Origin of the sequence: Halomonas sp. 5021 (assembly GCF_036663435.1) — a bacterium.
GTDB classification, from domain to species: Bacteria; Pseudomonadota; Gammaproteobacteria; order Pseudomonadales; family Halomonadaceae; genus Vreelandella; species Vreelandella janggokensis.
This window is the reverse complement of record NZ_JAXOVU010000001.1, coordinates 377,341-399,992: the sequence shown is the minus strand read 5'-3', so window position 1 is coordinate 399,992 and position 22,652 is coordinate 377,341. Positions and strand designations below refer to the sequence as shown.

The 22,652-nt window shown below is 57.6% G+C and carries 23 protein-coding genes; 10 read left to right on the top strand and 13 right to left on the bottom strand.

Annotation, left to right across the window (positions count from 1 at the left end; all coding sequences use genetic code 11):
- Positions 1-24: 24 nt before the first annotated feature.
- A complete protein-coding gene (locus tag R3F64_RS02025; RefSeq protein ID WP_085918809.1) occupies positions 25-1,002 on the bottom strand; it encodes an NADPH:quinone reductase in 978 nt (325 codons plus the stop codon).
- A 141-nt stretch (positions 1,003-1,143) separates the two neighbouring features.
- On the opposite strand from R3F64_RS02025, the gene R3F64_RS02020 reads away from it, so the two are divergent.
- Positions 1,144-1,917, top strand: a complete 774-nt coding sequence (locus R3F64_RS02020; protein WP_332609502.1) for a glycerophosphodiester phosphodiesterase family protein — start codon at positions 1,144-1,146, stop codon at positions 1,915-1,917.
- On the opposite strand, the gene R3F64_RS02015 is transcribed toward R3F64_RS02020, so the two are convergent.
- Positions 1,878-2,462 (bottom strand): helix-turn-helix domain-containing protein, encoded by a 585-nt coding sequence (locus R3F64_RS02015; RefSeq protein WP_085918710.1) that lies wholly within the window; start codon positions 2,460-2,462, stop codon positions 1,878-1,880. The two genes, R3F64_RS02020 and R3F64_RS02015, sit on opposite strands and share 40 nt — an antisense overlap.
- 168 nt (positions 2,463-2,630) lie before the next feature.
- On the opposite strand from R3F64_RS02015, the gene R3F64_RS02010 reads away from it, so the two are divergent.
- Together R3F64_RS02010 and R3F64_RS02005 are read left to right on the top strand one after the other, a co-directional pair.
- Positions 2,631-4,046, top strand: a complete 1,416-nt coding sequence (locus R3F64_RS02010; RefSeq protein WP_332609499.1) for an amidase — start codon at positions 2,631-2,633, stop codon at positions 4,044-4,046.
- A gap of 130 nt (positions 4,047-4,176) precedes the next feature.
- On the top strand, positions 4,177-5,364 hold the full coding sequence (locus R3F64_RS02005) for a benzoate/H(+) symporter BenE family transporter (RefSeq protein WP_332609497.1): 1,188 nt from the start codon (positions 4,177-4,179) through the stop codon (positions 5,362-5,364).
- Between the two features lie 35 nt (positions 5,365-5,399).
- Here the strand turns inward: R3F64_RS02005 and R3F64_RS02000 are convergent, their stop codons facing one another.
- Positions 5,400-5,834: a hypothetical protein gene (locus tag R3F64_RS02000; RefSeq protein WP_085918713.1), complete on the bottom strand. Its 435-nt coding sequence runs from the start codon at positions 5,832-5,834 to the stop codon at positions 5,400-5,402.
- Between the two features lie 181 nt (positions 5,835-6,015).
- Between R3F64_RS02000 and R3F64_RS01995 the strand changes: the two genes are divergently transcribed.
- The 6 genes from R3F64_RS01995 to R3F64_RS01970 all read left to right on the top strand — a co-directional run bounded on the left by R3F64_RS01995 (position 6,016) and on the right by R3F64_RS01970 (position 12,838).
- Entirely contained in the window at positions 6,016-7,752 is a 1,737-nt protein-coding gene (locus R3F64_RS01995) for a proline--tRNA ligase (RefSeq protein ID WP_332609495.1), read from the top strand.
- Positions 7,753-7,777: 25 nt separating this feature from the next.
- Positions 7,778-8,341 carry a lytic transglycosylase domain-containing protein gene (locus R3F64_RS01990; protein WP_442908812.1) on the top strand — a complete coding sequence of 188 codons (564 nt, stop codon included), beginning with the start codon at positions 7,778-7,780 and terminating at the stop codon, positions 8,339-8,341.
- 118 nt (positions 8,342-8,459) lie between these two features.
- Positions 8,460-9,131 carry a Cupredoxin gene (locus R3F64_RS01985; protein WP_268901401.1) on the top strand — a complete coding sequence of 224 codons (672 nt, stop codon included), beginning with the start codon at positions 8,460-8,462 and terminating at the stop codon, positions 9,129-9,131.
- A 36-nt stretch (positions 9,132-9,167) separates the two neighbouring features.
- Entirely contained in the window at positions 9,168-11,495 is a 2,328-nt protein-coding gene (locus R3F64_RS01980; RefSeq protein ID WP_332609492.1) for a bifunctional diguanylate cyclase/phosphodiesterase, read from the top strand.
- Positions 11,496-11,522: 27 nt separating this feature from the next.
- The gene (locus R3F64_RS01975; protein ID WP_264823185.1) at positions 11,523-12,383 is read left to right on the top strand and encodes a DUF3034 family protein; all 861 of its coding nucleotides are present in this window, start codon (positions 11,523-11,525) and stop codon (positions 12,381-12,383) included.
- 20 nt (positions 12,384-12,403) lie between these two features.
- The gene (locus tag R3F64_RS01970; RefSeq protein ID WP_264823186.1) at positions 12,404-12,838 is read left to right on the top strand and encodes a group I truncated hemoglobin; all 435 of its coding nucleotides are present in this window, start codon (positions 12,404-12,406) and stop codon (positions 12,836-12,838) included.
- Here the strand turns inward: R3F64_RS01970 and R3F64_RS01965 are convergent.
- The 10 genes from R3F64_RS01965 to R3F64_RS01920 form a co-directional block, all read right to left on the bottom strand.
- Positions 12,822-13,970, bottom strand: a complete 1,149-nt coding sequence (locus R3F64_RS01965; protein WP_233337215.1) for a GGDEF domain-containing protein — start codon at positions 13,968-13,970, stop codon at positions 12,822-12,824. The genes R3F64_RS01970 and R3F64_RS01965 overlap by 17 nt on opposite strands.
- Positions 13,971-13,973: 3 nt before the next feature.
- Entirely contained in the window at positions 13,974-14,474 is a 501-nt protein-coding gene (locus tag R3F64_RS01960) for a hypothetical protein (RefSeq protein WP_332609489.1), read from the bottom strand.
- Positions 14,475-14,597: 123 nt separating this feature from the next.
- Positions 14,598-15,002, bottom strand: a complete 405-nt coding sequence (mnhG, locus tag R3F64_RS01955; protein WP_332609487.1) for a monovalent cation/H(+) antiporter subunit G — start codon at positions 15,000-15,002, stop codon at positions 14,598-14,600.
- Entirely contained in the window at positions 14,995-15,264 is a 270-nt protein-coding gene (locus R3F64_RS01950; RefSeq protein ID WP_085918721.1) for a monovalent cation/H+ antiporter complex subunit F, read from the bottom strand. The genes mnhG and R3F64_RS01950 overlap by 8 nt, the downstream gene beginning before the upstream one ends.
- Positions 15,264-15,737, bottom strand: a complete 474-nt coding sequence (locus tag R3F64_RS01945; RefSeq protein ID WP_085918722.1) for a Na+/H+ antiporter subunit E — start codon at positions 15,735-15,737, stop codon at positions 15,264-15,266. Before R3F64_RS01945 ends, R3F64_RS01950 begins: the two co-directional genes overlap by 1 nt.
- Positions 15,734-17,326 carry a Na+/H+ antiporter subunit D gene (locus R3F64_RS01940; protein WP_085918723.1) on the bottom strand — a complete coding sequence of 531 codons (1,593 nt, stop codon included), beginning with the start codon at positions 17,324-17,326 and terminating at the stop codon, positions 15,734-15,736. The genes R3F64_RS01945 and R3F64_RS01940 overlap by 4 nt, the downstream gene beginning before the upstream one ends.
- The gene (locus R3F64_RS01935; protein WP_085918724.1) at positions 17,323-17,670 is read right to left on the bottom strand and encodes a Na+/H+ antiporter subunit C; all 348 of its coding nucleotides are present in this window, start codon (positions 17,668-17,670) and stop codon (positions 17,323-17,325) included. The genes R3F64_RS01940 and R3F64_RS01935 overlap by 4 nt, the downstream gene beginning before the upstream one ends.
- An 18-nt stretch (positions 17,671-17,688) precedes the next feature.
- Positions 17,689-18,120, bottom strand: a complete 432-nt coding sequence (locus R3F64_RS01930; RefSeq protein ID WP_085918725.1) for a Na+/H+ antiporter subunit B — start codon at positions 18,118-18,120, stop codon at positions 17,689-17,691.
- Entirely contained in the window at positions 18,113-20,464 is a 2,352-nt protein-coding gene (locus R3F64_RS01925) for a putative monovalent cation/H+ antiporter subunit A (RefSeq protein ID WP_332609481.1), read from the bottom strand. The genes R3F64_RS01930 and R3F64_RS01925 overlap by 8 nt, the downstream gene beginning before the upstream one ends.
- 200 nt (positions 20,465-20,664) lie before the next feature.
- Complete coding sequence (locus R3F64_RS01920) at positions 20,665-21,183, bottom strand: FKBP-type peptidyl-prolyl cis-trans isomerase (RefSeq protein ID WP_332609479.1); 519 nt, start codon at positions 21,181-21,183, stop codon at positions 20,665-20,667.
- A gap of 98 nt (positions 21,184-21,281) precedes the next feature.
- Between R3F64_RS01920 and R3F64_RS01915 the strand changes: the two genes are divergently transcribed.
- Entirely contained in the window at positions 21,282-22,649 is a 1,368-nt protein-coding gene (locus R3F64_RS01915) for an AmpG family muropeptide MFS transporter (protein ID WP_332609477.1), read from the top strand.
- Positions 22,650-22,652: the final 3 nt, after the last annotated feature.

Below are 22,652 nucleotides of genomic sequence, written 5' to 3'. Positions count from 1 at the left end.
GGTTTTCGTTCCGGGGAGGCAACCTCAGGGCAGCAGCACCGTGGAGCCGGTGGTCTTGCGGCTTTGCAGCGCGTCCTGGGCGAGGCCCACATCTTTAAGCGGGTAGCGGTTGGCCACATCAATTTTGATCTTGCCGCTTTCCAACATGGCAAAGAAATCCTCGCACATCATCTCGAAGCGCTCACGGGTATCCGCGTAGCCGTTCAAGCTCGGGCGTGTCACGAATAGCGAACCTTTCTGGTTGAGAATACCGATGTTCACACCGTCGACGGGGCCTGATGCGTTGCCAAAGCTGACCATCAAGGCGCGCGGCTTGAGGCAGTTCAGCGACATTTCCCAGGTATCCTTGCCTACCGAGTCGTAGACCACGTCGCACATCTCGCCGTTGGTGAGTTCGCGCACACGGTCGACCACGTCTTCCTGGGTGTAGTTGATGGTCGCCCAGGCACCGTTGGCCATGGCAAGGTCGGCTTTCTCCTGTGAGCTGACGGTCCCGATCAGCTTGACGCCCAGCGCCTTGGCCCACTGGCAGGCGATCGAACCAACGCCACCGGCGGCGGCATGAAATAAAATCGTTTCGCCGCCCTTGAGTTCATAGGTCTGGCGCAGCAGGTACTGCACCGTCAGCCCTTTGAGCATGCTGGCCGCGGCGGTTTCAAAATTAATGAAGTCCGGCAGCTTGACGACTTTGGAAGCCGGTAGCGTATGCAACTCGGCGTAGGCGCCGAGTGGCCCCTGGGCATACGCGACCCGATCGCCCTCTTTCAGATGGGTAACACCTTCACCCACCGCATCCACAATACCGGCACCTTCGGTACCCAGGCCCGAAGGCAAAGAAGGCGCCGGGTAAAGCCCGGTACGGAAGTAAATATCAATAAAGTTGAGGCCAACCGCCTCGTTGGCAACGCGGACTTCGCCAGCGGCAGGTGCCGCCGGTGTCACATCCACCAGTTCGAGCACCTCTGAACCGCCGGTGCGAGCAAATTGAATTCGTTGAGACACATATTCTTGGGACACAGGGAACTCCTTTTTATTGGGTAGTGGTCAAGCTAACGCTATCGGCCCGGCAGCGCAACGCGGTTGTCATACCCCCCATGCTAGACTGGGATTTGTTGATCGCCGACGGCTAACGGAACATTGCTAATGCACCCTGCTATTTCACTGCCCACGTTAATTGCCCACCGCGGCTACTCTGCCGCCGCCCCGGAAAACACCCTCGCGGCCGTCCGCGCCGCCCATCAGGCCGGGGTTGACTGGGTTGAGCTCGACGTTCAGTTGCTGAGGGACGGCACGCCCGTGATCTGGCACGATGCCGACGTCGCGCGCTGTTCAGACGGCCGCGGCAGGCTGCGCCGCATGACCTGGCCCCAGGCACAGACCCTCGATGTCGGCCGCTGGTTTGGCAAGGCTTTCGAAAGGGAAAGGATGGCAAGCCTTGAGGCCATGCTGGCACTGCTCAACAAGCTGGGGATGGGCGTCAATCTGGAACTCAAGGTCAATCGCGGCCACGACCCCATCGCGCTGGTCGACCGCGTTCTGCCAGCCGTGCTCGAGGCCTTGCCCGCCGAGCGGCTTGTACTGTCGTCTTTTGATCAAACGGCGCTACGCCACAGCCGCTCCTTTGCAATGGCCGACAAGCTGGCGCTCGGCTTGCTGGTCAACCGCCTGCCCAAGGATTGGCGGACACTGTGCGCCGAGATCGAGGCGTTCAGCCTTCATGTCCACTGGGGCCGCCTGAAACCCGCACAGGCCGACGCCATTGTGCAGGCGGGCTATGCGCTGCTCTGCTATACCCCCAACGATCCCCACGCCTTCCACCCGCTCTGGGCCTGGGGGCCTGCCAGCGCGATCACCGATGAACCCGAGGCCTTCCAGCGTTATTTATCGGCCTCGGCCAGCGCCGCACACGGCAGATAATGGATGACGTCGTGAAAGCGTAGCGGTGTATCGCCGTCATTACGCATGACATGCGGCCGGTCAGCGGCGAAACGAACGCCCTGGCCCGCCGTCACCGTTTGCCAGGCGTCGTCGATGCGCAGCGCCATGGTGCCCTCGATCACCACGATATGCTCCACCACGCCGGGCGCGTGGGGTGCCGATTCGCTGGCGCAATTCGGCGCCAGCTCGATCGCCAGCATTTCAAACCCGAGTAGCGGGTCGTAGGCAAACAGCACCTGCGCCTGCATCCCGGCGCTATCCTGCCAGGTGGGCGGATGCGGCGGCCTGGCCTCCACCTCTGCCCCCGCATCAAACAGGCTGGAAAACGATACGCGAAAGCCGCTGGCCATGCGCCACAGCGTGGCAATGGTCGGGCTCGACTCGCCCCGCTCGATCTGGCCCAGCATGGCTTTACTGACGCCGGTGGCCTCCGCCGTCCGGGTCAGGCTCCAGCCACGCTCACGGCGGAGTTGCTTCACGGTCGCGGCGATATGCGCCGCCAGAGTGTGAGGCTCAGCAGTCATAAAACGCTCCTTAGGTACGTGGCGTTGTTTGCCCACCACTTATCACAGGACATGTACCAGCCACTGACGTTGATGTTAAGTAATACGCGGAGGCCGGTTAGACGCTGACCGCCCCGTCCACTAGGCTCTATTTAGCCCTTTTGAGCCATGACCAACAAGGACAGTGACATGAGTGATACAGACCTCGGCGCCATGGATGCGCAAACCCTCAGGCAGCTCTTCGAAACGCGCCAGGCGTCTCCACTGGAGGCGACGCGAGCAGCGTTGGCACGCATTGACCAATTCAACGGTGCCGTCAACGCCTACATCCATGTGGATGCTGAGGGCGCCGAGCAAGCCGCGAAAGCGTCGGCCCGGCGCTGGGGCCAGGGCAAACCACTTAGCCCGATTGATGGCATTCCGGTATCGATGAAGGATTTGACCGAGGTGGCCGGTATGCCCTGCCGCGCGGGGTCATTGACGACGTCCGATGAACGTTGCGATACCGATGCGCCCCCGGCGCGCATGCTGCGTGAGGCCGGGGCGATTTTTCTCGGCAAAACCAATACGCCCGAATTTGGCTGGAAAGCCGTTACCGATAACCGCGTGTTTGGCGCCACTAATAACCCCTGGGACACGCGCCTCACCCCCGGTGGGTCGTCGGGCGGTGCCGCCGCGGCCGCCGCTCTCAACATGGGCGTGCTGCACCAGGGCGGTGACTCGGGTGGGTCTATTCGTATTCCCGCTGCCTTTACCGGCGTTTTCGGCTTCAAGCCCACCTTCGGCTGGACGCCCCAGTGGCCGCCTGCCAAGGAACCGACCCTTTCGCATCTCGGGCCGTTGACGCGTTCGGTGCGCGATGCGGTGAGCATGCTCGATGTGATGGGCCGCTACGACTACCGCGACCCCTACGCCACCCGAGGGCAGCCTGACTGCTGGGGTGCCGACCTCGACAAGGGCCTTACAGGATTACGCATTGGCTATTCGGCCGATCTGGGCTACGCCGACGTTGACCCGCAAGTTGCCAGCCGGGTAAAAGAGGCCGCTCAGAAAATGGAAGCGCTGGGGGCGGAGATCGTCGAGGTGGACCCCGGGTTCTCCTCGCCGCTGGATACCTTTCGCAAGATCTGGTTTACCGCCTCCCTGGATCAATGGCGGCAGATGACTCCATCCCAGCGCGAGCAGCTGGACCCCGGCATGGTGGCCAACGCCCGCGAGGCCGAGGCGTGGAACGCCCTCGACCTCTTCCGTGCGCTGTCGGATCGTGCCCTGCTGACCCGGGAGCTCGAGCACTTCAACCAGCACTATCACCTCATCATGACCCCGGCCGTGGCCGTCCTGCCGTTCGAAGTCAATCAGGAGGTGCCGCCGGGCAGCGGGATGGGCGACTGGGAAGAGTGGGCGCCTTTTTCCTACCCGTTCAACCTCAGCCAGCAGCCCGCTGCCTCGGTGCCCTGCGGGTTTACCGACAACGGGCTGCCGGTGGGTTTCCAACTGGCGGGCGGCAAGTTCGACGACGTACGGGTGCTGCGCGCCTGCCATGCCTTCATGGAAGCGCACCCGCCGCGCTTTCCCACCGTGCCCAATCCCTCACAGTTCGCATGAAAAGGCGCAGTACTCACCACCGTTGTGCGTTATAGCGCACGATGATAGGCTGATTTGTACGTTATAACGCTCGGCCTCATTGACGAGGCTGAGCGTTTTTCCAGACGCCAGCCGCGAACGAGTCACTGCCATGCCGACGCCTTCTTCCGATACCCCATGTCTCAAGCGCGATATCTCGCTCTCCAACGTGACGGCGGGTATTGTCGCGGTACTTATTGGCTACACAAGTTCAGCGGCGATCATCTTTCAGGCGGCCTCAGCCGCCGGCGCCTCTAGCGCCCAGACCAGTTCCTGGCTGTGGGCGCTGGGCATTGGCGTCGGGCTGACGTCGCTGGGGCTATCGTGGCGTTACCGCATGCCGCTGGTGACCGCCTGGTCGACGCCCGGGGCAGCGTTTCTGGCGACCAACCTGCCAGGCGTGCCGCTGGGGGAGGCGATTGGCGCCTTCATCGTATCGGCGGGGTTGATCACCCTGTGTGGCCTCACCGGTGTGTTCGAACGGCTGATGCGGCATATCCCGAGCAGCCTGGCCTCGGCCATGCTGGCGGGCATCCTGCTCAATTTCGGCCTGGAGATTTTTACCCGGCTCGAGCAGCACTGGCTCATGCCCCTGGCGCTGCTGGCCGCGTGGGGCATCGGGCGGCGCTTCTGGCCGACGCTTGCCGTACCCGGCGTGGTGTTGACCGGCATTATCTGGGCCATTCTGCAGGGTCAGTTGGCGATTGAGGGCCTGCCGCTGTCGCCTACCCTGCCAATACTCATGACGCCTGAGTTTTCTCTGGCGACGCTGATCAGCGTGGCAATTCCGCTGTTTATCATCACCATGGCCACCCAGAACGTTCCGGGCATGGCCGTGCTGAACGCCGCCGGCTATACGCCAAACAGCTCGCCGCTGTTGGTAGCGACCGGCGGCGCTACCCTGGCCCTGGCGCCCTTCGGCGGTTACGCACTCAACATGGCCGCCATCAGCGCCGCCGTGTGTACCGGCCCGGATGCCCACCCGGATCCCAGGCGCCGCTACCCGGCCGGCATCGTCGCCGGGCTGTTGTATCTGCTGCTGGGGGTCTTTGCGGCCACCGTCACGGCGCTGTTTGCCGCGCTACCCGGGGCCATGGTGGTGGTCGTGGCGGGCATTGCCCTGCTGGGAACGTTGAGCAGCGGGCTGGCCGATGCGTTCTCGAAGCCCGACGAACGCGACGCCGCGCTGGTGACGTTTCTGTTCGCCGGGTCGGGCATTACCCTGCTGGGCATCGGCGGCGCCTTCTGGGGACTGATCGCCGGGATGGTCACCCGCCATCTCATCGCCAGACGACGCTGATGCGTCTGGCGCCTGGTCTTTGCGGGCAGGCGTGACTACATGGCCGAGAGGCGATCGTCATCCATCACGCCCGACATGCGCACCATGGCCAGCGCCTCTTCAAGGCTATCCACTTGTTCAACCTTGACCAATTCATTCTTCAGCGCCACCGGCTTCCCTGCCTGCTCAGACAACACTTTTTCCAGCGACGCTATGTCCATGTCGTCACCCAGCGACTGCATCTCGATATCGCTGTTGGTCCGGCTGGGTAGATAGATCGTGCCATTAGAGAAATCCACCGCGTAGGCAATCACGCCGGGGACAATAAAGAAAAGCAGTCCAACGCCATTGGCCACCGCTACGGCAGGATCAATATCGCCACCCAACTGACCTTTCCTTTCCGGGTGAAAAAGCGTCCCGCAACCGCTGATGGCGACAACCGCTGCGCCAATGACGGCCCCCTTCAACCACTGGTTAACTGTGCGTTGCATGCAGGGTCTCCCCGTTAATAATCAATTGTGTATAGGGTTAAAACCCGCTGATTTTAGCACACCGAACGGATAAGTCAGCGCGGGTAATCTCAGCGCAATTTTGCCGCCTTAACCGCTTGGCCGTACAATGTCGCAACGAACGATAACGGGTCCACCCCATCAACAAGGAATGCTCTCGCCCATGCGCGCCAGCCAACTACTCATTGCCACCCTGAAAGAAACCCCGGCGGACGCCGAGGTGATCAGCCACCAGCTCATGCTACGCGCGGGCATGATCCGCCGTCTCACCTCGGGCCTTTATACCTGGCTGCCGCTGGGTTTGCGCACGCTGCGTAAAGTGGAAACCATCGTGCGCGAGGAAATGAACAACGCTGGCGCCCAGGAAGTGTTGATGCCTGCGGTTCAGCCAGCCGAGCTCTGGCAGGAATCCGGGCGCTGGGAGGAGTACGGCCCTGAACTTTTACGCTTGAAAGACCGCCACGCCCGCGATTACTGCGTTGGCCCCACCCACGAGGAAGTCATCACAGATCTGGTGCGTAAAGAAATCGCCAGCTACAAACAGCTGCCGATCAATTTCTACCAGATTCAGACCAAGTTCCGCGACGAGATTCGCCCACGCTTCGGGGTTATGCGCTCGCGGGAATTCATCATGAAAGATGCCTACTCCTTCCATCTGGACGAGACATCGCTCAAGGAAACTTACCAGGGTATGTACGATGCCTATACGCGCATCTTCAACCGTTTGGGCCTCGACTTCCGCCCGGTGATCGCCGACAACGGTTCGATCGGTGGTACGGGTTCGCATGAGTTTCACGTCCTGGCCGACTCGGGCGAGGACGATATCGTGTTTTCCGATGGCTCGGATTATGCCGCCAATATGGAAAAAGCCGAGGCAATACCTGCACCGCTGGGTAGTGACGCCTTGCGCGAAGCCCCCAGAGAAGACATGCGTCTGGTCGACACGCCAGACACTAAAACCATTGCGGCACTGGTCGAGCAGTTTGGCCTGCCCATCGAGAAAACCATCAAGACGCTGATCGTGAAGGGTGCCGATGGCCAACTCATCGCCCTGCTGGTGCGCGGTGACCACGAACTGAACGAAGTCAAGGCGGAAAACCTTCCCCAAGTGGCAACACCATTGACCATGGCCAGCGAGGAAGAAATTCGCGCCGTGGTTGGTGCAGGCCCTGGCTCCCTTGGCCCGGTAGGCTTAGATCTGCCCATCATCATCGACCGCAGCGTGGCATTGATGAGCGATTTCGGAGCCGGTGCCAATACCGATGACAAACACTATTTCGGTATCAACTGGGAACGCGACACGCCCTTGCCCGAGATTGCCGACCTGCGCAATGTGGTTGATGGTGACCCCTCACCCGACGGACAAGGCACGCTCTCGATCAAGCGCGGTATCGAAGTGGGCCACGTCTTCCAACTGGGCCAAAAATACTCGCAAGCCATGAATGCCAGCGTGCTCGGCGATAATGGTAAAACCAGCCACCCCTGGATGGGTTGCTATGGCATTGGCATTACCCGCGTGGTGGCCGCCGCTATCGAGCAGAATCATGATGATGCCGGCATCATTTGGCCCAACGCCATAGCGCCTTTCCAGGTTGCGCTCGTCCCCATGAACGCTCACAAGTCGCAGCGGGTGCGCGAAGAGTCTGAACGCCTTTACCAAGCGCTCAGTGCCGCTGGCCTGGATGTGTTACTGGATGACCGCGACACGCGTCCCGGGGTTAAATTTGCCGACCTGGAACTCATGGGCATCCCCCATCGCCTGGTCATTGGCGACCGCAGCCTGGACAACGGCGAACTCGAATACAAAGGCCGCCGTGACAGCGATGCCACCATGGTGCCTGCCGAGCAGATTATTGACTTCCTTCGAGAAAAGGCCGGCCTTGCCCCGACTGCTCAATAGACGCTCAACCTGCATCGCCCGGCCATTGTCACGGCCAACACTGGCGGCCTGCCTGGCCGCCAGTCTCTTCTTAGGCCCGCCGGTCAAGGCCGAGGAGCCACTACCCGGGCCTCTTCGCCCGACCTTGGCGGATACCCATCAGCGCCATCAGACACCTCAACAGCAATGGCTGATGCGCCAGTGGCGACAGCGTATGGACACCGATCTGGCTGACTTCATCAGCGAACCAGCCGAGCGCCGCAAGCTGCTTACCCAAGTTTACCAGGAGGCACGTCTTGCCAGGCTGCCGCCCGAGCTTGTTCTGGCATTGATTCACGTGGAAAGCGGCTTTGATACACAAGCCGTATCGTCCGCGGGCGCTGTGGGCCTCATGCAGATCATGCCGTTTTGGATCAAAGAATTGGGGTTGCCGATGGATGACTTGACGAACCCAAACCGCAATCTGCGCTATGGCTGCACCATCCTCGCCCACTACCTCGCCGTCGAACAGGGCGACTTTACCCGGGCGTTGGCACGTTACAACGGCAGCTTAGGCAAAACCTGGTATCCAGAACGGGTGCTGCGTACCTGGCGTGACCACTGGCGATAAGTCTGATACCTGCGTGCGGTATATCTGTGAGCCTATCGTTAAGTAAGTGGCATGACTTTCCTGACATAAACTCGCATGATAGTGGTTCGATATCCGGCTCAGCTAACCAAGGATGCTTATGGTGTATCTCAAACGTGCGTATTGGGCGCTTTTATGCGGCGGCGCCTCGCTTGTTCTTCTAAGTGTCAGCCCTGATACGCTTGCCAGTGATACCCGTATCAGCGTATCCGACAGCAATGGTGAACCGCTGAGCAATGCCGTGGTGGAAGTCTATTTTCCATACTCGGCATCGCGCGATACCAGCGTAAAGCAAATTTATCAGCGCGATGCGGCTTTTCACCCCGAGGTGCTGACAATTCCGGTGAATAGCCAGGTAACATTTCCCAACGAAGACACGACACGTCACCATGTATTTTCTTTTTCCGACGCCAAAACCTTTGATCTCAATCTTTATCTGAACGAAACGCCACCGCCCGTTCATTTTGATACGCCTGGCGTGGTGGTGCTGGGATGTAACATTCACGATCACATGCAGGCCTTTATAGTGGTCAGCGATGCCCCTTTTTATGCCATGACCGATAACAACGGACAGGTCGTCCTGCCATCGTTGCCACCCGGCGAGCATCGCGTAAGGGTTTGGCATCAACGCCTCCACGATAGCCAGCAGCGCTGGTGGGAAGGCGAAATTGCCCCAACCGAGCAGTTGTCGGTCCCTCTGGAACTGCGCGCCACCCCGAAGCCACCCGAGAAGCTGTCGCCGTTGCAGCAACGTTTTAGAGAGGCCACCTAGTGCCTAGCGACAACTTGAGGGCCAGATAACAACGATATGCGCTTTCGTACCCGTTTGATGCTCGTGCTGTTAACCGTGGTGGTGGTCTCACAACTGGCCACGGGCCTCGCGTTTCTGCGCGCCACCCAGCAAGATGCCCTGGCCAAGGGCAACCAGCGCCTGGAGGTAGGTGCCCGCGTTCTCGACCAACTGCTCGAAAGACGCGGCGATCAGCTACGCGATAACGTAGCGATCCTGGCCGATGACTTTGGCTTTAAAAGCGCGGTCGCGTCGCAGGATCGTGAAACCCTACAGTCTGTATTGGTTAATCACGGTACTCGGGCTGATGCAGACATCGTGCTATTAAGCGACCTGGACGGCCAGCTGCTGGCCAGCAGCCACCACCCCTCGCAAACGCCCATGCCCTTCCCCGAGCTGTTCGAAACCGCTCGCCAGCAGGGTTCTGCGTTCAGCGTCGTGATTGCTGATGGACAGCCCTACGAGCTTGTCATGTTGCCGGTACAAGCGCCCAACGTGATTGGCTGGGTGGGCATGGGCTTTTTGATTGACGACGCCGTCGTCGAGGAAATCAATGCCCTCACCGGCCTGGAAATCAGCGTGGTCAATTACACCTCTGACCAGACATCAACGTATCTAGCCAGTTCGCATTCCCAAAAAGCAGCCGAGCCATTAAGTCAGTTCAATAATGCAGCTGAGGCAGGGGCGTACTCAGAAACCAGTCAGATGACGCCTGACGATGGTTATCTGACCTATGCGAGCGAGCTATATAAGGACTCAAGGAATCAAACGTTCGCGCTCATTCAGCTGTCACGTAACGAATTACTAGCCGCCTACGACGACCTACAGTGGCAGCTAGTCATTATCGTGGCACTTATATTGCTGTTCACAATCGCTATTGCGGCCTGGAGTGCCCGTAGTATCAGCCGCCCGCTCGTCGCGCTGGCCGACGTTGCCAGACGGATTGGTCAAGGTGAGCGTGTCACTGACGTCCCAGCAGAATCATCCCAAAGTGAAACCGGGCTGCTCGCGGGGACGCTGCGCTCGATGCAAGACGATATTGCCGAACGTGAAGCGATCCTGCGGCATCAGTCACGCCATGACCTGCTCACCGATTTGCCCAATCGCATCAGCGCCCTGGAAGACATCAATGCCCGCATAGACGACGGTCACCCCTTTACCCTGCTGCGCCTGGCCATTAAGGACTTTCGCAACATCAACGATACCTTCGGCTACGAACTGGGCGATCATGTGCTGGTAACCCTTGCCCACCGTATGAAAGCGCTGACATCCCCTATTCAATCCGCCTATCGCTTGGCCAGCGACGAATTCTTACTGCTGATCAATCAACCTGACACCACGCCAAACTGGCGCATCAGTGAACTCGCAGCACTCTCAACGCCCATCGATCTGGATAATTCGTCAATCGGCATTTCACTGGCTGCGGGTGAAGTGAGCTATCCAGCACACGGTGCGAAGGCGCAGTTGCTGCTACGCCGTGCCGATATTGCTCTCGACATGGCGCGTCATCACCCGGATGCCCACCAGCGTTACGCCGAAGGCCAGGACGAACGCCACTTACGCCAGCTGACGCTGATTCATGATCTCCGCGATGCAGTGAGCAACAATCAGCTTTGGATGGCCTATCAACCCAAAGTGGCAACGCATGATGGGGAGGTATGCCAGTTTGAAGCACTGATGCGTTGGCGGCACCCTTCGCTTGGTTTTGTGCCCCCGGATGAGTTCATTGGCCTGGCCGAGCGCTCGGGCAATATTCGCAAGCTTAGCCAGTGGATGCTTGAACACATAACCTCACAGCTCCAACAGTGGCAGCAACAAGGCTCTCGAATCAGCGTGGCTGTCAATTTATCCGCCAGCGATGTCACCGACCCCGATCTTCCGGGGCAGTTAGCCGAGTTGCTGGCGCGCCATGATTTAGCAGCGGATCAATTGAGCCTGGAGGTTACTGAAAGTGCCGTCATGCAGGACATCAATGCCGCTGCCAGAACGCTGGATGAGCTGAACCGCCTCGGCGTGTCCATCGCGATAGACGACTATGGCACCGGGTATTCGTCCCTGGCACAGATCAAGCGATTGCCGGTTAACGAACTCAAGATCGACAAGTCCTTTGTGCTCAAGCTCGACTCCCAGGAAGACGACCTGACGATTGTACGTTCGACGATCGAGATGGGTCACAGCCTAGGGCTGAGTATTGTTGCCGAAGGGGTTGAAAATGCGGCTAGCGCCGCCTTGCTGAATGACTTGGGCTGCGATTATCTACAAGGCTACTGGATCGCCAAACCCATGCCGAGTGACCAGGTGATCCCCTGGCTGAAAAGCACCGAAATCTTCACCTTCACGCATTAACCGCGTGCTTACCGAGAGAGCCTGTCCATGTCCAACGTCATCCCTAAGGCAATAGCAAAAGGCAAGCCACTCCTTATTATCCTCTTTGGGCTTTCAATAAGCAGTGCGTCCCTTGCTGGCAGTCGTCTGATAGGTACCGGTGGTGTGGGCGCTATTGAGGGAGCCGCTGGCGGTGGACTCTCGCCCTGGGCCTTGCTTACAAGTACCGCCAGTGAGCAGGAATTCGGGGCAACGGCAACCGTCTCGCGCGCCTGGCTGGATGATTATCGCTTAACGGTCGAGGCCGCCAGCGCCAACATCTACGATCGCGTCGAGATCTCTGTGGCACGCCAAACCCTGGACCTCGAAACCTTAGGCGGCGAACTGGAGCAAACCATTATCGGTGCCAAGGTACGGTTATTCGGCGATGTGTTGTACCACCCCTGGGGGATCTGGAGCGCGGGCGTTCAACATAAAAACCTGGCCGATGACAGTATCCCCAACGCGTTAGGGGCGCAGCACGGCCAGGGGAACGATATTTATCTAAGTGCCAGCAAACTGGTGTTCAACGCCGTGGCTGGGCGCAACCTGCTGCTGAATGCCACCCTGCGTAATACCGACGCTAATCAAGGCGGATTGCTGGGGTTTGGCGGCAATAACGGCGGCCGCGAATGGGTTGCCGAAGGCAGCCTGGGACTCTTTGTGACACCCAAGTGGGTGGTGGGAATGGAATATCGACAAAAGCCTGATCGGCTTAGCGCAGCCCGGGAAGACGACTGGCAAAGCCTGTATAGCGCTTACTTCTTCAACAAGCACGTATCGCTGACCGCGGCCTGGTTAGCGTTGGGCGATATCGCCGGGTTACCGTCTCAGAATGGCGCCTATGCGTCGCTTCAGGCAGCCTTTTGACCCGTCAAGGAGACTCCATCATGCGTTTTCACCACTACGCCACCACGCTGCTGATGGCACTCTGGCTGACTGGCTGTGCGGCCCAGCATACGACCCAACCATCGCTTTACACACGACTTGGCGGCATGCAGGCCATTGATCGCGTGGTCGAGAACATGCTGTATCGGGTGGCAGACGACCCGGAGGTCGTGGTCTTTTTTGCCAACACCAACATCGACCATTTTGCAGAGGCTTTCGCCACCCAGCTATGCGATATCAGCGACGGTCCCTGCCAATACGAAGGGCCGCCCATGGATCGTGCCCACCAGCACATGGGCATCAACGATGCGCATTTCAATCGTGTGGTTGAGTATCTCGCCGACGCAATGGCGGAGGAAGGCGTTCCTCTGGCAGCTCAAAACGAGTTATTGGGGCGATTAGCGCCACTGTATGCCGATGTCATGCGACGGCAATGATTTGCCAATCATCCCGTCCCGCTGTCTTCACCTGATAAAGGGCGTTATCCGCGGCTTCATAGGCCCGGGGGAACCCCACTCTCGACGGCATAAAACAGGTTGCCCCGATACTGAGCGTCACCTGTTTTTTATCCGGATGGGCGGCGTGCGAGAACGCTGACCGTTGCACTTCTTGGTGAAGCTGTTGGCAGTAGCGACCCAGCGCATCAATATCCTCGCAAGGCAATAACGCCGCAAATTCATCGCCGCCCAGCCGATAGAGAGTCGCCTCTTCTGGCAAGGCATCGGCAATTAACAGTACAAGGTTGCGTAACAGAGCGTCACCCGCCGGATGCCCCATGGTATCGTTATACTGTTTGAAAAAATCGATATCCACTAACACCAGGCCTAGCAACTGCTGGGCTTGCTGCATGACGTCCTGGTGGAGTGCACTGCGATTGCCAATGCCCGTTAAAGGGTCACGCATGGCACGCCCCATCCACCGCAGTGTTTCCTGAGTCGCCTTTTCTGTACGCCTTAATTGCCGTTCATGCAGCCACCAGAACAGCAGGCCAAATACAAAGATCAGAAGGCTGGTATAGATAAGCACCTGGTTGTGCCAGCGGGTTCTCTCCGAAAAGGTGTTAATGGCTTCCGCGCGGCGATCCAACTGCCCCATTTCGATACGCGTCAGGCAGGCAATCGGGTCGAGCAGTTCTCGAGCGAGCACCACCGGTAACACGCTATCGCTTTCCAGCGACGTCACCGTCTCGTCCAGCACGCCTAAGCTGGGTGACGTGCAGTCATATTGCTGATGGTAAACATCCACGTCGAACAGGCCGTAGGCCAACTCGATGTCGGTTATCGCCGCTGCCCGTTCTTCGGGCCCAGGCATGTCCAACAGACGGGCCTGAGCATCCTGTAAATAGTGCCGGGAACGCGTAGCCAACTGTTGCCCCGTCAGGTTACCCGATTGGCTGAAGTAAGTCTGAATCTCGGGAAACACCCAGCGGGCTTCATAGATGATCAACACCATCAGCGCCATGAAACTCATCAGGCTGAGCGATAGCCATTTGATGTAGCGGCCCGGCCGCTTGCGATTGGCCCAGTCGCTTTTATCAACGTCACGGGATGAGTCAAGAATTGGCTTCATGGTTTACCCACGCGCTTCGATACTGCGAATCATCCAGATCCAGTCATTGAACTCGCGTAAGCTGTTAACATCCCGGTCACCGTATTCCCGCTCTACCAGGCGTACCGGGCCCCTTGAACGCAGGGTCAACGGCTTGTCATTTTCAATCGTTACCAGGTACCAATTAGGATCGTCCCAACCACCTAGCGTGACCTCGTATCCGTCCCAGGCAGTAAAGCGCAACTTGGCAGGCACTCGATCAAAGTGGCGGGTGAGAAAATCAGCAAATGGCATGCCCTGCATTGCCACCTCTTCACCCTGATAAGGGTCAAACAGTTGAAAGTGGCTGTCTGAAGACTGTCGAAGCTGCTCGATATCGAGCTCCTTGACCATGTCGCCATCGATCAGTCGTAGCGTTTGCGCCACGCTCGCGACAGGCATCAGGAGAGCAGAAATACCCACCCCGAGCGCCCAGCGAGCTGCGGGGTAGCGGCGCAAACAACGCTTCAAAAAGGCAGCATCCATAGCATGAGCTTCTCAATAGTCAACGATGGGAACGACTGTATCACTTCCAAATTTACTTTGCCTTTCAACCGCGAAGAACTCACGTTGACCACAGCAGACTGAAAGGCTTCCGTGGGCGGCAAGTCAATCAGGGTCTGAGTCGCGGGGCTGTCGCTTAGCGTTCTCATGGGTTTCGAGGCCACTTTTCAACTCATGGGTCAAGGGGTCGTAGTTAGGCCTTAGCTCGTCCTTTACCGTGCCACTCCACAAACGCGATCCCACAAAGTAGCCAGCCCGTCCAATGACGTGAGCTGCCACCGGTGCCGTCATCAGGATAAACACGATAATGGCAAACGAGCGTGCAACGACACCCACCTCCGCAAAGTGCATAGCTGAGGCCAGCATAATCAGAATCACGCCTAGCGCAGCCGCTTTGGTAGTGGCGTGCATGCGCGTCAGCAAGTCCGGGAGTCGTAGTAAGCCAACCGCGGCCAAAAGCATGAACAACGACCCGGTAATGAGCAAAGCACCTTTTATAAAATCAATCATCTCGTGGCCCCCCACGTTCCAGAAAGCGCGCAAAACCAATGGCTGCCAAAAAACCCATCAGGGCAATCACGATTGCCGCGTCCAGAAAACTCGCCACGCCAGATTGAATAGCGTAAACCCCGACCAGCCCAACCACGGTAGTTGAAAACAGTTCTAGTGCCATCACTCGGTCTGGCAGGCTCGGTCCACGGACGACACGCACAAACGTCAACACGAGCGTTAATCCCATGATGACTTGACTGATTAAAAGAACGGTTTCCATTAACGAAATAACTCCAGAGCGCGGTGTTCCATATCTTTTAGGTTGCGCCGCAAATCGTCCTCGTTGTCCAGGAACATCGCATGGATGTAGAGTACTTTGCGGTCATCGGATACGTCCAAGCTGAGCGTCCCTGGGGTCAGCGAGATCAAATTCGCTACCATGGTGATCTCCATTTCGGTGCGCGCCGAAAGCGGTAACGCGATGACGCCAGGTTTCATGTGCCAGGGCGGGGTGACAATATCGAACGCCACACGTAAATTAGCCTGCACCAACTCTTTGATAAAAAAGCCGACGAAACCAATGAACCGCGGTATACGGGCCGGATAGCCTTTTAATGCATCCACCTGAGGCTCCAGAAGAACCAGAGCAAGATAGCCAAATACCATCCCAACCAGCAGGTTAAGACCCGTAAAATCACCGCTGAGCAGCACCCATGCCAAGCCTAGCAGCAGGTTCCAAATTGCACCGGTCATGGCGTTTCCTCCGTGCCGTTAGCCTGCTCGGTCTGAAGCTCCGTGACCAATGCGCCTTCAGCGCTTGCGGAAGCTCCCAGCACTGCTTCAATATAACCAGAAGGTGTCATCAACTGATCACCTATCAACGTCATGACGTTCATTACTGGCTCAGCAAACAAACCAATCAACAGTGACATCAAGGCTAAAACCCCGACGGGCAGGTACATCATCCACAAGCTCGGCTTAACCAGTCGACCATCGTCGCCCACCGGCGTTTGCGAACCGGGCACGAGGTTATCCTCGGGCAGCGCTTTCCAAAACACTTCGTTCCAGATTTTGACCATCGAGTACAACGTCATCAGGCCCACTGCCAGGGCGAACCCTGTGGCCACGTAAGCGCCCGCCTCCAGGCCTGCACGAACCAACACGAACTTGGCGAAGAACCCCGACAGCGGTGGAACACCTGCCAGGGAAAAAGCCGAGATAAAAAACGCAACAGCAAGCCACGGTCGCTCCCGGTATAGCCCGCCCATTTTCTTAAGCTGGTAGGTACCTTGCAGACGATGGGTGATACCGCTGATCAGGAACAGATTCGTCTTGACGACGATGTTGTGTATGATGGCAAAGACACCGCCAGCAATGGCAAGAGGCGTATACAGCGCCAGCCCCAAGATCATGTAGCCAATCTGGCTGACGATATGAAAAGACAGGATACGCCTGAACTCGTGTTGAGCCGCCGCACCCAATACGCCGGTAACCATCGTAAACACCGCTCCCCACAGCATGATGTCCTGCAAATATCCCATGGTCTGATCGAACATCAGCGTGAAGACACGAAATAATGAGTAAACGCCCACCTTGGTTAGCAGGCCCGCAAACAGTGCCGACACTGCCACCGACGGCGTGTGATAGGAAGCAGGCAACCAGAAAAACAGCGGGAACGCCGCTGCCTTGATGCCAAACGCCACCATGAACATCACCGCCAGCACCTCAACCATTCCAGTATGCTCAGCAGCATCGAGGCGCAAGGCGATATCGGCCATATTGAGCGTACCCACCGTACCGTACAAAAGCCCCACAGCGGTTAGAAAAATCACCGACGCCAGCAGGTTGAGCGTTACATATTTTATCGCCCCTTCCATCTGCGCACGTTCGCCACCTAGCGTGAGTAGCGCAAACGAGGCCACCAGCATGACCTCGAACCACACGTAAAGGTTAAAAATATCGCCGGTTAAAAAGGCCCCCGCGACGCCTGCCAATAACAGATGCATTAACGGATAGTAGCCAAACTTCTCGTGCCTACGCCCCGTCGTGGCCAGCGAATAGATCCCCATCGCCAGTCCAATAATGCCAGTGAGCAGCACCATGACGGCACTGAGTATATCGGCAACCAGCGTGATGCCAAACGGCGCTGTCCAATTGCCCACCTGCATGGTGATATAGCCGTCGGAAAGCGTGGCAACAAATAACCAAAGGCTGACGACGAGTAACGCAAGATTCCCGGCAACGGCGATAAACCGCTGCATTGGGCGCGAGCGCCAGAAAAGGAGCGATATGGCACCGGAGAGCAGCGGCAGCAGTACGGGAAGTGCAACTTCAGGCCTCACGTGTCAGTTTCCTTCATCTTGTCCAAATCATCGGCTTTTACAATTTCATAGGCACGCCGAATCAATACCACTGCAAAGGCCAGTACCCCAAAGGCAATCACGATGGCCGTCAGCACTACCGCTTGAGGCAACGGATCAGCGACCTCACCCAACGGTTGCTGAAGGCCCTCGGGTATCAATGGTGGTGCGCCTCGCGTCATGCCCGCCGTGGTAAAAATCAACAGATTCGCCGCGTTGGAAAGCAACATTAAGCCAATTACCAACTTGACGATGGAGCGGCGTAACATCATAAAAATAGCGGTGGCATAGAGTAGCCCAATCGCTAGTGCCATTAGCGGTTCCATATATCGCCTCTCATTAACTCAAGGTTCATCCTTGTCGGCCTCCATCAGCGCCATGACCATCCCGGTCACTGAGCCCAGCACCGCGAGGTAGACACCCACATCAAAAATAAGTGGCGTCGAGGCTTTAAAATCGATCACCGGGATTGTCCACCACTGGGCCGTCAAGAACGGCTGCCCCATGAACCAGGCCGGCAACACGGACACCATGCCAAACAACAGCCCCACGCCAATCAAGTCACGTGGGTCGACCATGCGTAGCAATTCCCGGGTGGCGCTGACACCAAAGGCAAACAGGTAAAGCGTAAAGGCCCCGGCTGCTACCAGCCCGGCGATAAAGCCCCCGCCTGGTTCGTCGTGGCCCCGGAGTAACAGGAAAACCGAAAACATTAGCTGCAACGGCATCAAGAAGCGGGCCGCCGTATTGAGAATAATGGTGCCTGACTTAACCATCGTACGGCTCCTTCGCGCTTGGTTTGTCGCCATTAGTAGCGGAGATGTCTTCATCTTCAACGGGGCGCAATTTCAACATGGCAATGACACCAATCGCCGCCAGCGCCAGGACAAACATTTCCCCTAAGGTATCAAGCGCACGGTAGTCGACCAGAATCACGTTAACGATATTTAACCCATGGGCTAAAGGCACGCTGTTTTCCACCATGTAGGTGGAGATCGTCTCAAACTGATCGATACTCCAGGCTGTCATGATCAACAGGAAAATCAGCACCCCGAGCGCAGTGGCCACTGCGCCGTCGCGGATACGCTCCAGGGCGGTGGAAAGATTCGAGAAGCGCGGCAAGCGGAAGAGCACCAATACCAATAAAATGACGGTCAACGTCTCCACCAACAGTTGGGTGATGCCTAAATCAGGGGCGCTGAACAGAATAAAGACCAGCGCGATGGAGAACCCCATGATGCCGACTGATACCACCGCTCCCAATCTTGAACGGGAAATTGTGGCAAATATTGCCCCCATCGCCATGGTGCCCACCACGATGACTTCGTGGAAACGCACATCCAGCTCAAACGCCAGCTGTGGGGAATGACGCAATAGAATCGAATTACCGATCAGGGCAATCAGTACCGTCAGCATGACAAGAATATAGTTACGCATGTAGCCATTTTGCAGCAACCGCGTTTGCCATTCGGAAAACGTTACGACACCGTTCATCAAGCCTTCATAACCCGCCTCCGGGCCACGTTGCATAATGGGTTCCAGACGAGATAGCTTCAAACGCACGGTATCCCAGCGTTTAAACACGAGGAAGCCAAGGCCAAGGCTGACGATCGATATGATCAGCGCAAGATTGACCCCATACCATAGGGATAAAGAAACCTCCATCGGCTGGCCGGAAACCGCCGTCGCCGCCGACGTCAACAACGCATTACCACCTAGCAATCCAGGCGCAAGCCCGATTAGAAGCGAGCCCAGGGCTAAAAGGCCTGGGCCCAGCAACATGCTTAGCGGCGCTTCATGGGGATCTTGAGGTGTCGATTGGCGTTGGCCATAAAATGGCCGTATCACGACAATGGCGGCGACGGCAATCGTGAGCACAGCGGAAGCGAAGGCTAGCAACACGAGCAGCAGCCGAAAGCTATCAGCCCCCAATGTGGCTTCAAGCATTAACTCTTTGCCGATAAAACCCAACAGTGGTGGTACACCGGCTAACGATAATGCCGCCATAATCGCGATAGCGGCCGTCACCGGCATCAACTTTCGAAGACCACCCATGGCCGTGACATCTTTCGTACCCGTTTCATGATCCAGAATACCGGCCACCATGAACAGCGCCCCCTTGTACATGGAGTGGGCGAGTAAAAACGTGACGAATGCCGTCATGGCGTATTCGGTGCCGATACCCAGCAGCATCGTCAGGGTCCCTAGGGCCATGATGGTGGAATAGGCCAACAACTTCTTGATATTGGTATGGTGGATCGCTAAAAAAGCGCCGGTAAGCATGGTGGTAGCGCCCACCAAGGAAAGAATCCCTACCCATAACGCTGTACCACCGAGTTCGGGCTGCAATCTTGCCAGCAGATAAATACCCGCTTTTACCATGGTCGCCGAATGCAGATACGCCGACACAGGGGTCGGTGCTGCCATGGCGTTGGGCAACCAGAAGTGAAAAGGAAACTGCGCGGACTTGGTAAAGGCACCAATCAACAAACAAATCAGCATTGGTGTATAGAGCGAATGTTGCCGTAGGTCGCCTTCCATCTGGCTAATTTCATAAAGCGACCAACTACCAGAGGCGATGCCTAGCAACACCAACCCGGCCATCAAAACCAGCCCACCCGCAACGGTCACAAAGAGCCCCTGTCGGGCCGACTTACGAGCCTCAATGTCAGTATGGTTGAAGCCAATCAGCAGGTAAGAGGTGATGCTGGTCAGTTCCCAGAACACAAATAGCGTGAACAAGCCGTCCGCCAGCACAAGCCCTAGCATTGAGGCCATGAAAGCGACCATTGCAACGTGAAAACGGGCTATATCAACATGACCCTTGAGATAGCCACCTGCGTAAATCAGCACGAAGGTACCGATCACAGTAATAAGCAGACCAAAAAGTAACGACAGCCCATCAAGGAGGAAGCTGAGGCTTATGCCTAGCGAAGGTACCCACTGCCATTCCAGTAACATCGGGCCATCATTGACGACCGATGGGGCTAGACTTATGAGCCAAGCCGCAAGAAAGGCCGGAAATATCGCCATCACAAGGCTTGCCCGCTGTCCAAACCAGCGATTGAGCAGCGGCGATGCCGCCGCCAGCACAAATCCCATTAATAAGGCGAGTTGCATCTAGCGATATCTCCTGTGTGTTAGCTCCGGTCCTGATACCGGACAGAGCTTTCCATTGGCAACAACGTAGCCTGACGCATGAGTGCTTGCGGAAGGTGTTCAACCGCCAGAATTGTGCAAACATCCTAGCATTCAAGGCATTATTTAACTCGTTAAACCGCAACGAACATCTCCAACGCTGAAACTTCAGCATCAGTAGGTTACAGAACCTTGCGGTCTTCTACCTTGCTATAGTCGGTATCCGGTGGCAATGGATGCCCCTTGGCCAACTCCGCTCTTGTTGCCTCACGGATGGTAAGCACGTTGACCTGGTAACGCAACGTATAGCCTGCCAGCGGGTGGTTAGTATCGATGCTCACGCTGTCCCCGTCTACGCCAAGCACGGTAACGATCTGCGGCCCGGCTTCACCTTCGGTTTGAAAACGACTGCCCACCTCAAGCTGGGTATTCCCAAAGGAGGCACGGCTGACCGTTTGCACCAACGCCTCGTTATAGTCCCCGTAGGCGTCTGCCGGAGCCAGCGTTACGCTAAGCTCGGCACCTGCAGGCTGGCTTTCCAGGGCACGCTCAAGTCCTGGCAGGATATTGTCATGGCCATGCAAATACTCGAGCGGATTATCCCGCGCTTGAGAATCATCCAGTAGTTGCTCGCCGCCATCATTCAACACTTCATACAAACGATAGTGTAGGGTAACTACCTGATGTGCTGAAATCGACATACAAAACTCCTCTCCGGTAAGCTGTTGGCCGTGTGTCCAAGCGTGGGCACAGCTTATCATTAGGCCGCTGTCACCGTCTTACTCAGGAGCCGCATTTCATGCCCACCCCTACGCCCCAGCGCAGTTGGCGCGCTGCCCTGGCGATTTACCTGCGTGCCCCGGTCATTACCATGCTGTTTTTAGGGTTTTCCGCCGGACTGCCCTTCTTGCTGGTGTTTTCGACGCTTTCCGCCTGGCTGCGCAGCGACGGCGTCGAGGTGGCGGCGATTGGTTTTTTCGCCTGGATTGGCATGCTCTACTCAATCAAGTTTTTCTGGGCACCGGTGGTCGACCGCTTGGCACTGCCGGTCTTGACCCGCCACTTCGGCCAGCGACGTGGCTGGATGTTGCTTGCCCAGGCAATGATAGCTGCAGGACTCATTGGCCTGGCCGGGTTGAGCCCACTAGGGAATCTAGGGTGGGTCGCAGCCTTTGCGCTGCTGGTGGCTTTTGGTTCGGCCACCCAGGATATCGCCATAGATGCCTTCCGCATCGAATCCGCGGACGACGATGTGCAGGCGGCCATGGCGTCAACCTATATCATCGGCTATCGCGGTGGGCTAATCGCCGCCGGGGCATTGGCGTTGTATGTCGCCTCGGCAGTGTCCTGGCAGGTGGCGTACCTGACCATGGCAGCGTTGGTAGGCGTCGGCGTTGTGACCGTGCTACTACGCCCGGAACCCAAGCGCGCCTCGTTGACGGTTCAGTTGATCCACGAACCTAAGGTACGGGCCTTTATTCGTTCCAGCCGCGGCCAACCCAAAATGCTGCGCAGAATCGGCGCCTGGGTAATTGGCGCTATCGTTTGCCCGTTTACCGACTTTTTCCGCCGCTATGGGCTCAAGGCGCTGTGGCTTCTGGTCTTCATTGGCGTGTTTCGCATCAGCGATCTGGCGATGGCCTCGATGGCTAACCCGCTCTACATCGATTTGGGTTTTTCGCTGGAGACCATCGCCAACGTGACCAACGTGTTTGGCATCGTGATGAGCATTGCAGGGGGCATTCTTGGCGGCCTATTGGTGGCACGCTACGGCATTGGGCCGCTACTGATCTTTGGCGCGGGCATTGTCATGGTGACGAACCTTTTGTTCGCGGCACTGGCGCTGATCGGCAACCAATTGCCCATGCTAGTGCTCACGATTACCGGCGACAACCTGGCCAACGGACTTGCCAGCGCGGTATTCATCGCCTTTCTTTCCAGCCTGACCTCCCGCGCCTATACCGCCACCCAGTACGCGCTGTTTTCTTCGTTGATGACGCTACCCGGCAAGTTCCTCAGCGGTTTTGGCGGGCTCGTAGTGACTGGTCAGGGCTATGCCAGCTTTTTTGTGCTGGCCACCCTGCTGGGCCTGCCAGCCATTCTGTTGGCCATCTGGATCAATCGCGACCGCCAGCTCGTGCCCGCCCCTGTTACGGCCACCCGCTAACGC